This window comes from Gordonia sp. CPCC 205333 (assembly GCF_048537885.1).
Lineage (GTDB): Bacteria > Actinomycetota > Actinomycetes > Mycobacteriales > Mycobacteriaceae > Gordonia.
In genome coordinates, this window is record NZ_JBCLVI010000005.1 from 617,925 (window position 1) to 631,122 (window position 13,198).

The 13,198-nt window shown below is 63.1% G+C and carries 11 protein-coding genes; 7 read left to right on the forward strand and 4 right to left on the reverse strand.

What is annotated here, in order from left to right:
- Positions 1-3: 3 nt before the first annotated feature.
- Both AAFP29_RS20825 and AAFP29_RS20830 read left to right on the forward strand, forming a co-directional pair.
- Positions 4-807, forward strand: a complete 804-nt coding sequence (locus tag AAFP29_RS20825) for a hypothetical protein (RefSeq protein WP_419219318.1) — start codon at positions 4-6, stop codon at positions 805-807.
- A 157-nt stretch (positions 808-964) separates the two neighbouring features.
- The gene (locus AAFP29_RS20830; RefSeq protein WP_419219319.1) at positions 965-1,294 is read left to right on the forward strand and encodes a histone-like nucleoid-structuring protein Lsr2; all 330 of its coding nucleotides are present in this window, start codon (positions 965-967) and stop codon (positions 1,292-1,294) included.
- A gap of 320 nt (positions 1,295-1,614) precedes the next feature.
- Here the strand turns inward: AAFP29_RS20830 and AAFP29_RS20835 are convergent, their stop codons facing one another.
- From AAFP29_RS20835 to AAFP29_RS20845, 3 genes are read right to left on the reverse strand one after another with little or no spacing between them, the layout of a single operon-like run.
- On the reverse strand, positions 1,615-1,809 hold the full coding sequence (locus tag AAFP29_RS20835; protein WP_419219320.1) for a hypothetical protein: 195 nt from the start codon (positions 1,807-1,809) through the stop codon (positions 1,615-1,617).
- A 27-nt stretch (positions 1,810-1,836) separates the two neighbouring features.
- Positions 1,837-4,305 (reverse strand): LuxR C-terminal-related transcriptional regulator, encoded by a 2,469-nt coding sequence (locus tag AAFP29_RS20840; RefSeq protein ID WP_419219321.1) that lies wholly within the window; start codon positions 4,303-4,305, stop codon positions 1,837-1,839.
- 20 nt (positions 4,306-4,325) lie between these two features.
- Complete coding sequence (locus AAFP29_RS20845; protein ID WP_419219322.1) at positions 4,326-5,969, reverse strand: Hsp70 family protein; 1,644 nt, start codon at positions 5,967-5,969, stop codon at positions 4,326-4,328.
- Positions 5,970-6,169: 200 nt separating this feature from the next.
- Here AAFP29_RS20845 and AAFP29_RS20850 point away from each other — a divergent pair, with 200 nt between their 5' ends.
- The 5 genes from AAFP29_RS20850 to AAFP29_RS20870 all read left to right on the forward strand — a co-directional run bounded on the left by AAFP29_RS20850 (position 6,170) and on the right by AAFP29_RS20870 (position 12,361).
- Complete coding sequence (locus AAFP29_RS20850) at positions 6,170-6,718, forward strand: IniB N-terminal domain-containing protein (RefSeq protein WP_419219324.1); 549 nt, start codon at positions 6,170-6,172, stop codon at positions 6,716-6,718.
- Between the two features lie 166 nt (positions 6,719-6,884).
- Positions 6,885-7,982 carry an IniB N-terminal domain-containing protein gene (locus AAFP29_RS20855; protein ID WP_419219325.1) on the forward strand — a complete coding sequence of 366 codons (1,098 nt, stop codon included), beginning with the start codon at positions 6,885-6,887 and terminating at the stop codon, positions 7,980-7,982.
- Positions 7,983-8,249: 267 nt separating this feature from the next.
- Positions 8,250-8,954, forward strand: coding sequence for a hypothetical protein (locus tag AAFP29_RS20860; protein WP_419219326.1), 705 nt, complete (start codon positions 8,250-8,252; stop codon positions 8,952-8,954).
- A gap of 84 nt (positions 8,955-9,038) precedes the next feature.
- Positions 9,039-10,835 carry a dynamin family protein gene (locus tag AAFP29_RS20865; RefSeq protein WP_419219327.1) on the forward strand — a complete coding sequence of 599 codons (1,797 nt, stop codon included), beginning with the start codon at positions 9,039-9,041 and terminating at the stop codon, positions 10,833-10,835.
- Entirely contained in the window at positions 10,832-12,361 is a 1,530-nt protein-coding gene (locus AAFP29_RS20870) for a dynamin family protein (RefSeq protein WP_419219328.1), read from the forward strand. Before AAFP29_RS20865 ends, AAFP29_RS20870 begins: the two co-directional genes overlap by 4 nt.
- A gap of 8 nt (positions 12,362-12,369) precedes the next feature.
- Here the strand turns inward: AAFP29_RS20870 and AAFP29_RS20875 are convergent, their stop codons facing one another.
- Positions 12,370-13,194 carry a sterol desaturase family protein gene (locus tag AAFP29_RS20875; RefSeq protein WP_419219329.1) on the reverse strand — a complete coding sequence of 275 codons (825 nt, stop codon included), beginning with the start codon at positions 13,192-13,194 and terminating at the stop codon, positions 12,370-12,372.
- Between the last annotated feature and the right edge of the window lie 4 nt (positions 13,195-13,198).

Sequence of the window (13,198 nt, forward strand, 5' to 3'; positions counted from 1 at the left end):
AAGATGCCAGGGTACGGATTCCAGCGGCGCCGCGACACTGCACCGCCTCGCCGGTTCCACCGTGTACTCGCGTACGCCGCCGCAGGGGCAATCCTGTTGAGCGCGCCCGCGTGTGGAATTGCCGGGAGCACCGATCCCGGCGAGATCGTCGTGCCGCCGACCGACCAACTGTCCACCGAAACCGAGGCACCAACCACGACCAGCGCCTCAGCCACCCGGCAGTCGTCGACACGCGAAACCAATCTGCCGAAATGGACTATCGGACGCACCGTAACCGCGGCTCCGCGGGTTGACAATAGCCGCTACCACAAGGGGGCGGTGACCGCCGATTCGCCATTGGTCGACACCTCGGGCTTCCATTTCACTACACCAAGTCGCTCGGTCAGTTGTTCTACCGGCACCAATGGCCGCGACACTCTGGCATGTGAAGCGACTGGCCTGGAAGGTGCGCAGAATCCGCCGTCGAATACTCCGTCAACCTGTCAGTGGGCACCGGATGTGATCATTTTGAATAGCTCCGGCCCAACGCATGGAGCGTGTGCCAATCTGTATCCGGTGATGCACCGGGGAACCATAGTCAATTTCGCCCAGAGTATTTCGATAAGCCGTTTCACCTGTCTGAGTCACATCAGCGGCCTCTACTGTCTGCAAGTCCAATCCGGTAATGGATTCTCTGTCACCTCGGACGGCTATCGAGAAATCAATGCATCCGACGCCGCTCCATCAGCGCTCTTGGGAATCGCCGGGACTACAACATCTACCGCTGACGATGAGACTTCATCCACGGGTATGCCGCCAACTTCCTGAGAATCGGGGCGTCTATTGCCCTTCTCAGCCCAGGCTTAACCTCATTGAGTTAGTCTAGAGCGGTATTATTCGGTTGCGGATGCGCCAGTTATGATTTCATCCGCCCACTTGAATAGTCAGTCGCAATTTCAGTGTCCTACCCGAAGGAGTGCAGTCCATGGCAAAACGTGAGGTCGTTGAGGTTATCGATGACATCGACGGCAAGGTGCTCGAAGAGTACGAAACCGTCCGCTTTTCGGTAGACGGTCGCACCTACGAATTCGACACCTCCGCTAAGCACGCCGATGATTTCCGGACGTCGCTGCAGAAGTACCTCGACGTATCCCGTCCCGTCGCACGCACCTCCCGTCGCGTAGCCACCGGCGGAAACCGTAGCAAGGCTCAGACGCAGGCCATTCGCGAATGGGCGAACGAGAACGGACACGCGGTCAGCGACCGCGGTCGTATCCCGTTGCAGATCGTCGAAGCTTACGAGGCCGCGCACTAGTCGCCTCCCTTACCCCCTATCGGGCCGTCCGGCAGTCGCCGGGCGGCCCGTTTGGTGTCGTTGACGTGGCAGTTGATGAGCTATTCGAGTAGTGCGCTACTCATGCCGACGGTCATGACCGTGAATACGCTCGCCACATGCATCGCACTTCGCTAACCGAGTGGGCCCATAAGTCCGATTCGCATGACATCGATCTACTTTTTGCGCGGGTATGGATTACCGATATCGATGTCATACAAGCAGGGCGAATACTGATCGCCCCAGTCACCGCCGCGCCGATTCCGATCAATCCCGATGGAGCCCTGTCACTTTCGGTGCATCTACGAAGCACTTTCCCCATCACCGGTATCACCGGGGAGGTATCGGTGATCAGTGAGGCCGGGCCAACCTCGATCTGCCGGACGACGCGCACCGAGATCGAACGCGATGCAATACTCACATTCCGCCTCGATCTCGAATCGCTCGGCGAACACGGCCAACTGCGTGTTTCGGTATTCATCGACGACGCTGACCACGATGTCGCAACCTTATGGCTTTCACGGTCACTCCCCGCTCATCGACCGCAGCATGGACAGCATCTCCGAGCGGGTTTGCGCGCCGATACGCCGCCGAATCCGCGCGACATGGTGCTCAACGGTCTTCGCCGAAATGAAAAGTCGCTCACCGATGGCCCGATAGGTCAGCCCGATGAGCAACAATTCGACGACCTCGCGTTCACGCTCGCTGAGTACTGACATCGCCGATCGGATCGACGGCTCACTCGGTTGCGGGTCCGGCTCCGACTGCGCGATGTGATGGGTGCGCAGAGACCGTGCCAACTGCAGCATGATGGCGGTGACACGTTGATCGTCGGCGTTCAATGCGGCCTGCCCAGCCAGACGCGTCGCATCCCAGTTGTGACCGGCATCGTCGAGGCCCCGGCACGCCGCATCCACCTCGGCGGCGTCAACGGTTCCGCCGAGCACCCTGATCCACGTGCGGCCCGCGCTCGCCAGCGCCGCCGCATAGGAGCTGTGCCGCGCCGCCTCCGCCAGTGCCTGAGCATGTGGAATCAGCTCTTTCGGAGAATCGCCAGCTATCGCCGCATGCACGCCATACCAATGCAAGGTGGTCAACCAGTGGATCGGATTGCCCAGCGCGGCAAGCAGAGTCGTCGCATCTTCGATCATCGGCGCGACGTCGTGCACAACCCCCAGCCGGGCCGCGGCCACCCACACCTCGCCGACGAACATCAGACCGAATAGGTCAACCGTGTACTCGCCGAGCGGACCGGCCGCGTCATCCCATGCCTGGTGGAGCCGGCCCAGATCGCCGGCGCGGCGCGCCATCGCGATATGCAGGGTAGCGAGAGTCATCTGGTCCCGGACCTGGTCAACCGGCCCCAGCGCGTCGAGACACGCGTGTACCGATTGTTCGTCGCCTTCAGCCATCAGAACCCAGGCGGTCAGCAACGACAATCGGACTCGATGCGCGGGCGGCCACTGGTCAGCGGGCACCCGCGTCAACAATGAACGCGCGCGGGCCACCTGTCCCACCTGCAAGGCCGCGATCGCCGCCAGTGCGGCAGGAATATCCGGAGTCAACGGGGCGGTCGCCGTGCCGGCGAGCCCGACGGCGCGTGACAACGTAACGAGGGCGGCCGAACTGTCGGCCTCCAACGACTGGACCAGACCGCGTAACAACAACCGATCGACGGCGGTGCCCGCGAAGGGTGAGTTCACCTCCGGTTCGGCGTCCTGTGCGAGCACCCGGCGCGCCGCATTCGCATCGCCGACCGCGAGGTGAATGAGGCCGGCCAACGGAGCATCGATGCCCCATCCCTGGGGGATGCCGCCGTCGGTGTAGGCCAACCAGTCGTAGAGTTCGGCGGCCCGCGCCGCCGACCCCGAGGCGACGGCCGAACATGCGCTGATTCGTACCGCGCGGAGCCGCATATCCCGGTCCACGCTTTCGCCGGAGTCGAAATCTGCCCACAGGCGGTCGACGTCAGCGCCCGCCGCGCGTAGATCACCGGTGATCGCCTTGACTTCAGCGGCCCGCACATGCGTCGTCAACGGGTCTGCTCCAGAATGAATTGCCAACTCGTACAATCCATCTGATCGATTTGACGGGCTGAGCGCAAGGCCCAGAATAGGTTCGACGAGACGTTCGTCCAGCACTCCATGGGAGGCGAGTTCAGCGGCCAGCTCACCGGAAATCGATCCGGCCGACCACAGCGCATCAAGGACGGCGCGTCCGAGTTCGCGCCTCCGTGACTCCCCAAGGGCCGTCAGCGCTCCCTGCTGCACAAGCGAATTCAATTCGGGTGGGCCGGTGACCAGGCCGGTACCCCGAGCGATGTCCACTAGTTGATCGGCCCGATCGATCGTCACTTCGAGGGCGGCGGCCACTTCTGCGGAACCGATCGGAGCGGTCAACGACAACATCGCCACGGTCGAGAGGACTTGACCGCCGAGTCGAAACATTCTCTCCCGCACCGCATCCGCCACCGCCGCAGTCATCGCTTCCGGCTGCGGGCCGGCGGCCAACGCGACCAGTACCAAATCCAAGAGCCCGCCGGATATCAGCGCAACCCGTTGCGCAACAGTCGAATTCGGGAGTTCTAGACTAGCTTCGGCGGCGATGGCGCCGACATCGTCGCACGAGAGCGTCGTTAGAATCACCGGCGGTGTGTCCCAGGTAAGCGATTCGATCGCCGCCGACCACGCACTTTGCCGTGGTCGCGATTCGGTCGCGAAGACGATGGTGTGAGTCCCGGCGCGGGCCAGTTTCGACACTTCGACCAGATCAGCATCGGGCAGCCGGTGGCCATTGTCGACAATAAGGATCTTCTCGTCCGAACTCGGCATGAGATTCTGCGCAAGTGACTCGCCGGCCTCGCGGTAGATACGTCGAATCTCCTGAAGTACCAATGTCTTTCCCGAGCCAGCGGACCCGATGATCAACTGCACCCGTCGACGCGCCGGACGCGCCGCGATATCTGCGACCAGCTCGGCCGCCGCGGGTGTCACAACCCGGATCATCGCTACGGTCAGCTCGCGGGGGGCGGGGTGACGACCGGGCCACCACCGTCGACCGGCGGCGGCGACGGTTCAGGCGTTCCCGATGGCGTCACGCTGGGCTCGGTCACCGACGGTTCGGTCGGCGCGGTCTCCTCGGGGGTATTTCCACCCTGATCGGGTACTTCCTGCTGGGTGGGAGTGTCTTGCGTGGTCTCTTCGACGGTCGGTGTCGATTCGGTAGTGGAGAACTGCGTTACCGAGGTTCCCGGAGCGGGCGCTTCGGTGCGATTGTCACCGGTCAACGCGTACGCGACACCCCCCGCAGCTACCAACAGCGCCACCGCACCGGCCGCCAACAGGGCGAATAGACGCACTCGGCTCGGCGGCTGATCGGCCTGCGGTTCCGCACGCGGGCCGAAGGTCACCGCATCCGCTCCGTGTTCGGATGTACCCGCGGGGCGGTCATCGTCGGATCCCACCTTCTTGGCCGGCACTTGCCATCTCGACGTCGCGGCAGCGCCCGCCGGCGGCACTCCGGCAGGCGGCGTCTGGCTCGGCGATCCACTTCGCGGATCGGGGATCACGGCTGCGAATTGCGGCGGCGTATCCGCCAGCGGCGGCACGACGGTCCGTGTGCGGTGCGGAGTCAGCGTAGACGCGACCCCGGCAGCGCCCCGCGCCGCGGTAGCGTACGGTTCCGCATCGACGAGGACTGCCGTGTGGAACTCCGCGGAAAGTCGTTGTGTGACAATTGGCATGGCCGCCCCGCCACCGCAGAGGGCGACCGCTGCCACGTCGCGATCGTCGGCGCCACCCCGGTCGATCAACTCCCGCAGGCCAACTACGATTCCCGCGATCTGCTCGTGCGCGAGATCGTCGAGTTCGGCTCTGGTGACTCGTATGTCACCTCGATAAGTTGGCAGATCAACCGCGACTGACGTCACCGGGTCGGCCGATAACCGCTCCTTGGCCGCTCGCGCCGCGATCCGCATTTTCTCCAGGGCCGCAAGGAGATTGGGATCTGATGCGGTGAGATCGGCGGGGTCGGCAACCTGCCCGAGAATGTGTTGGAGGACCGCGTGATCGAGATCGGTGCCGTTCGCTTCATCGAGCCGAATCCGGTCGGAGACAATCTGACCGGTTGCGGCATCACCGATCGCTACCGTGGTTCCGGTCGCACCGAGGTCGGCCAGCGCCATCAGACCGGCTCGCGGCGCATCAGGTAGTTGGCGCAACCGCGCGAAGGCCATCGACAGGTCAGTCTCGATCCGAAACGGCTGCGGAAGTCGGGCCGCCGATGCCGCCGACGCGAATTGGTCCCGCGCGGCATCCGACCAGTAGGCTGGGCAGGCGACGACGAGCGTCGGCGGGGTCTCGATACCGCTCAGCTGCGACCGGATGAGGCTCTTCACGGCGTCGATGGTCAGTTGTTCGGCCGCGTAGCTCTGCCCGCCCGGCCCGGCAATGGGAACCGGATCACCCACGCGCTCAACGAATCCGGTGACAATCACCCCGTCCGGCCGAACCCTCGGATTCTCCTCGGGCAGCCCGGCCTCCGGCGCTACGTGCGGAGCAACCGTCAACTGGGTCGTCCATCGTGTCGCCTCGCCGTGATGGGCCGCGGCGATCAAGTTTCCCGCACCGATTGCAACCCCCAGGCAAAGTGTTGCCATGGCGAACTCCGTCCATCGTGTTTCGATGTTCGCATGTAATGATCCCCTCCTGCCGGGGGCAGCGAAAGAAGTAACGACAATATGCGGGCCTTTACCCCGTAGACCCCGTCCCACCGGTAGCTACATCCCCTAATCCGACCCATCGCGTTGGGGGGAAATCCCATATTCGATAGTTACCGTTTCGCAGTATCGTGTGCCACATGGCCCCAAGTTCATTGCTGGACTTCATCACGACGCTCGTCCACGACCCCGATGCCGCGGCGGCATATCGCGCCGACCCGCAGAGCGCGCTGAGCGCGGCCAACCTGCATGATGTAACCACCGCCGACGTCGATCATCTGATCCCTGTCGTCGCGGAGTCGTCCAATGTCGGGACAACATCGGGCTCGATCTGGTCGGCGAGCAATGCCGCACATTCCTTCGACGCCGCCGGGAGCGCGTTTGACCCACCGATCAACACCCAGGCATCCGTGGTTGTCGATCATGCTGTCGGAGCGAATGATTCACCGTTCGACCCGTTCGCCGTTCCCGACGTCGACTCCGCTTCAGCCGACGCCGCAGTGCCGGACGACACCGCCTCGGCCCAGATCTCCTACGACGGCACCCCGCTCGAGCAGACCGGCTTCATCGAGTTGCCCGACGCCCCGGCCGATCCAATCTGGCCCGAGCAGTCGTCGTCGGACGGCTTCGGATTCGACGGCCACGAACATTCGACGGCGAGCGAGCATGCGGGGTTCGACGATCTCTGAACATGCCTCGGCAATCCCCCAATGGGGATATCCGCTCCCCCAATGGGGAGTCGCGATGGCGGGGATCGTCCCCATTATCTGACCGCCACGTTCCTCATAGCGTTTGTTGACAGATGCTCCTCGCCACGGAGGACCGCATTCGACAATCCGTCCCGAGGAGAAGGCAATGTCTGTCAACCAATCAATCGTCGATTTCATCATGGAGTTGCTGGGCAACTCCGACAAGGCGCAGCAGTTCGCCGACAATCCTGGCAAATGTATGGCCGATTCCGGCCTACACGACGTCACTCCAACCGAAGTCGCCGAAGCGATACCCACTGTCGTCGAACAGGTTTCGTACGGCGGCGGCGAATGGTGCCCGCCGATGCCGCCGGGTGGCAGTCCGGCCGACATCATCACGCAGGTGATCAATAACTACTACACAACCGTGATCGGGGATAACAACACGGTCGTGCAGGCCAATGGTCCGGGATCGGTTGCTGTCGGCGGTGACAACGACGGCAATATCAGTACCGGCGGCGGCGTCACCGGAGATGGCAACGACGTCGGCAACACGTCTACGTCGCAGACCAAGAATGTGGACAACTCGGTTCACGGGAACAACAGCGGCAATGCTGCCTCAACCGCGAACACCGACAGCAGCACGACGGACAATCATGCGGCAACAAATGTGACCGGCGGGGATGGCGGCACGAAGCAGCCGATCGAGCCGCAAGGTCTGCATCCGATGGCGGCGACGATGCCGTCGAGCGCGGTGACATCCCCAGCGGCGACAGGCATTTCGCCAATCGCCGCGACGACCCCGCCGCTCTCCGCGACGACCTCACTGTCCGCGTCGACACCACTCGACTCGGCGATGCTCACCACCGTTGTCGCTGCCGACGATCCGACCGGACCGGGTATCACACCCCAGCTGTTCGGTGCCGACACTTCGGGTATACCCCTTCTGTCCGAAGACAATTCGACCCCAGTGGATCCCAGCGCGGCCAGCCCAGAGCCCGAAAGCGACGTCACGATTCCGGACGGCTCAGGTTCGCCGGTCCCCAGCTACGACTTCGCCGACGACGGCTACCACTCGGGTGGCCTCGATCCAGCGGCACACGAGGCCGCCGACATTGCCACCGCCATACCCGACACGCCGACAGATCTGCCGATGCCGGTCGCGGACACCTACTCGCCCGATACCGGAACGGATGCGTCTGCGCCACAAGGGATCGTGGCTCCCGAGGCTGGTCATGACATCCCCGACGGCGTCTACTACTGACGCCCCGCAGCCGCTGTAACGCCCGCGCGGGCCCGATGGAACTTCCATCGGGTCCGCGTTCGCGTTTTCGCCCCATCGTGTCCCCAATCCCCCAATATCCCCCGAACGCCGGCCTACCCCTAGCGTGCCACCCCTCCAATCCCCCTGGGCCAGTGCGGGGATTCACCCCGTTTTGACAGTTCGCGGTACCTCGTAGATTCAGTTTCACCGGGAAATGAAGGCTCCCGCATCACACCCAACATCTCGACAAGACAGAAGGTAACCAAAATGACGAACTCACAGTGGACCCAGGGCAGCAACGTCAGTGGCGTCGACAACGACGTGACCTCCTCCGGCGGAGCCGGCTCGGTGGCAGTCGGCGGCAACAATTCCGGAAACGTTTCCACTGGCGGTGGCGTGACCGGCGACGGCAACTCCGTCGGCAACACCGTTACCAACACGGACGTGGATATCGATAACTCGATCCACGGCAACAACAGCGGCAACACCACGACGACAACCAATGTCGACAACAGCACGAACGACAACCACGCGCAGGTCAACGTCGATGCAGGCGACGGCGGAAACGGCGGAAACGGCCACGGCGGCTTCCTCGGCTGGGGAGACGATGGCGGCGATGGCGGCAACGGCGGCAGCGTCTCGCTCAGCGATATCGATCTCGGTACCCATCACACCGGTCCGACGACGGTGAACGACAACGACTACACCGAGACTCATATCGATGACTCGTTCAACACCGACAACTCGGTGAACGACTCCTTCAACGACAATTCTCAACATGATTCGCATGACGTGAATGATTCGTATAACTCGGAGGACAGCAGCGGCCTGCATCTGCCCGACCCGACCGACGCGATCACCGCGGTCGGCGGCGTGCTCGGCGGCGTGACCGGCGGTATCGCCGGCGGCCTCGGCGATGCGGCGGGCGGCGTGATCGACGGTATTGGCGACGCGCTCGACGACATCTTCTGATCGTCGAACTGAATCGGTGGCCTCAGCCCAGCGGGCGGGGGCCATCGGCCACGTGGTGACAACCCTTACACGGAAGGCACAGACATGGATAGCGGCGCGGCAAAGGTCCTCAAAATCGTTGAGCGGCTTACGGATATGGCAGTCGATTCGGGCCGGGCGGATCTGGCCCAGCGGCTGGCGATGACGAAGGACCGCATTGCCGACCCACGGGCCCGGGTTGTGGTCGTCGGCCGGTTGAGCCAGGGCAAGAGCCAGCTCATCAACGCGCTGTTGAATGTGCCGGCTTGTCGGGTGGGCGATGGTGAGACGACCGAACTCATCACCATCGTCAATTTCGGCGACGAACCCACCGCGCGGATCGTCGTGGCCGAGGGCGATATCACCCGTCAGATAGCTATCCCGATCGATGACGTGCACCGAGACTTCGCACACGCACCCGAAGCGGGTGGTGCCGAGGTGATGCGGTTGGAAATCAGTCTGCCCAGCCCACTGCTCAAGCAGGGATTGGTCCTCGTCGACACCCCTGGTACCGGCGGTGTCGGCTCGGTGCATGCGGCCGCGGCCCTTGGCCTGCTCCCCGGCGCCAACGCTCTGATCATCTGCAGCGATGTCAGCCAAGAGTTCACGGCTCCCGAGATGACTTTCATCCGGCAAGCTAACGAGTTGTGTCCCAAGGCTTTCTGCGCGGCTACCAAGGTCGATCTCTACCCGTACTGGCGCGAAGTCGTGGCGGCCGATACCGCACACCTCACGCGCGCGGGCATCCCACTGGTACCCAAACCGTTGTCCTCGACATTGCGTTCCCACGCGATCGCATTGGAGGACAAGGAACTCAATGAGGAATCCGGCTATCCCGACCTGCTCCGATTCTTGTCCGGTGAGGTCCTGGCTCACGCGCAACAAGATATGCGGAGCGGGGTCCGTGTCGAGATTGCGGCTGCCGCACAACACCTTTCGCTAACGCTCTCCAGTGAACTCACCGTGCTATCGGACCCTGCCGAACGCGAACGTATCGTTGCCGAACTCGATGCCGCACGACGTGAGGCCAAAGAGTTGACCAGTCGGACCGCGCTATGGCAGCAAACCCTCGGCGATGGAATCTCGGACCTGTCGGCCGACGCCGACTATGATCTCCGCGGACGGTTCCGCAGCATCCTCAAGGATTTCGAACATGAAGTGGACGAAACCGATCCGTCGATGATCTGGGCGGACCTGACCGACCGACTCGAACATCGAGTCAGCGAAGCGGTCGGTGACAATTTCATCTGGATTCATCGCAAATCTATCGACGTGGCCTCGGCAGTGGCCGAATCGTTCGCTCGAGACGGCGCCGTCGAAATACCGGAGATGGCACTCGCCTCGGTCGGCGGTGAACTCGAGCCGGTCGATCCTCTGGTCGGACTGGAACAGGCCCCTTCGGGTTTTGGACACAAGATGATCACCGGGATGCGCGGCTCCTATGGCGGGATGATGATGTTCGGAATGATCTCGACGCTGGTAGGTATGTCGATGATCAATCCGTTCTCGGTGCTCGCCGGAGTTGCCTTGGGCCGCAAGTCATATCAGGAAGATCGGGATATGCGGCTGCAACGACGTCGGAGCGAGGCAAAGATGGCGATCCGACGCCTCGTCGACGATGTGCAATTCGAGGCGGGCCGTGAGTCCCGCGACCGGTTGCGGCTGATCCAGCGAGTCCTACGCGATCATTTCCGCGCCATCGCCGACGAAACCACCAGATCGTTGACCGAATCGATCGCCGCTACCGAGAAGGCGGCGAAAGCCAAAGTGTCCGAGCGTGATACCCGATGCCGCGAGGTGAAACAGCAACTCACCTTCCTCACCGAAGCTGGCAACTGGGCACGAGAAGGAGCTACCGAATGAACGCACACGACCGCGTCGCGACCTTGCTTTCCGACGCCGAACAGATCTACCGCGACGATCCGGCGTTCGCACGTCAGCCGGCCGCCGCATTGGTCGCCGAGTGCTCCGCACGATTCGCCGAGCCGCTGCGCATCGCGTTGGCCGGCACTTTAAAGGCGGGAAAGTCGACGCTGCTCAACGCGCTGATCGGCGAGGAATTGGCTCCGAGTAACGCGACCGAATGCACTCGCATCGTGACCTGGTTTCGGCACGGCAACGCACCCTCGGTACGCGCATGGCATCTGAACGGGATGAGCGCGCCAGTGCCGGTGGATCGGCCAGAAGGGCACCTGAATTTCGACCTCGACGGCCTGGACCCAGCTGCGGTCGACCGCCTAGAGGTGACCTGGCCATCGAATGAGCTCAACCGCACCACCGTCATCGATACTCCCGGCACCGCATCGCTCAACGCTGAAATATCGGCCCGCACAATGCGTTTACTCGCTCCGGACAATGGAGTCTCGGGCGCCGACGCCGTGGTCTACCTGATGCGAAGCGCCGGCGCGAGCGATGTAAACGTATTGAGCGAATTGAGCAGGCAGGTCGGCGGGCGCGCCGGACCGCTCGGGGTGATCGGAGTGGTGTCCCGGGCCGACGAGATCGGCGTCGGGCGACTCGACGCCATGTTGTCGGCCAAGGAGGTGGCGGCGGGTTACGCCACCGAACTCGCCGCTACCGGGTTATGCCAATCCGTAGTGCCCGTCGCCGGATTGCTGGCACTCACCGCGCGTACGTTGCGGCAAAGTGAGTTCGCAGCCCTGCAGACCCTGGCCGCCGTGCCTGCCAATGACCTTCAAGTCTCCCTGCTGTCAGCCGATCGCTTCGCACGCGAGAATTCGCCACTGCCCCTGCCAGCCGAGGTTCGGGCTCGACTGGTCCGCCGCTTCGGACTATTCGGCCTACGGATCTCGGTGACGCTGCTCCAGACCGGCGTCGTCGATTCCTCTTCGCTGGCAACGGAATTGCTGCGCCGTAGTGGGTTGACCGAATTGCAGGAGATACTCAACGTACAGTTCGGCCAACGCGCTGACCAACTGAAAGTCCACTCCGCACTGAGCGGCCTGCGCCGCATCCTCGACGACTACCCGGCTGCCGCGACGCGACCGCTGCTCCGCTCGGTTGACGAAATGCTTTCCGACGTCCACGGCTTCGAGGAACTGCGACTCATCGGGCTGCTGCGATCACGGACCACCACGCTATCGGAATCAGAGGTGGTGGAGATAACCCGACTGATCGGCGGCTACGGAACATCGCCCGACGATCGCCTCGGGCTTGATCCTTTCGAGACGATGACGTCGGGGGCGACGGTCGCGCTCGGTGCCGTGCAGCGGTGGCGCCAACGCGCGCGGCATCCGTTGAACGATGCCTTCAGCCGCCGGGTCTGTAACGCCGCGGCCCGCAGCGCCGAGGGGCTGGTCGCCGAATTCGCTTCTGCCCGAGAACAAGCGACAACTCAGTCGGGGCCGCGGCCGATTCCCCGGCGCTAGGCTCGGGGCTATTCCGGCGCCCAGCCAGGCCCCTTCGCCAGGTGGCTCACGCGATCGCGCCAGGTGCCGGCGGCGCGCACGTCGCGCCAGATCGACGCGAATTCGTGGGTCGCGACCCGCATCGGATTGAAGGTCTCGATATTCTTCGTCAGGCCGTAACGCACCTGCGCTTCTTCAGCGGCGAAGGTACCGAAAAGTCGATCCCAGACGATCAAGATCCCGCCGTAGTTGCGGTCAAGATACTCCTGGTTGGAACCGTGGTGGACGCGATGGTGCGACGGCGTATTCATCACCAACTCTATTGGCCGCCAAAGTTTTCCGACCCGTTCGGTGTGGATGAAGAACTGGTACAACAAGCTGATCGATTGTTGCAACAGAATCATCCACGGCTCAAATCCAACCAATGCCAACGGGATCCAATACGGGAGCGAGGTGAACGGTGTCCACGGCTGCCGCAGGGCGGTCGACAAGTTGTACTGCTGACTCGAGTGATGAACCACATGGCTGGCCCACAGTAGCCGGATCGTGTGGTGGGTTCGGTGATACCAGTAGTACGCCAGGTCGTCGGCGATGAAGAGGGCTACCCAGGTCAGTGGATTGTCGGCTGGCAGATGCAACGGCGTGATCCAGAACGCGCCGGCGAGTACGGCGAGAACCACCAGCTTCCAGCCGATATTGACGATGACATTGCCCATCCCCATCGTCAAACTCGTTGCTGTGTCACGGAACTCGTAGCCACGCTCGTCGTCGTCGGGCAATAGGTAGAACGACACCGCTTCCAGGATCAGGCAGAGTGCGAAGATCGGGATGGCATGCAGGATGAGATCGAACATAGCG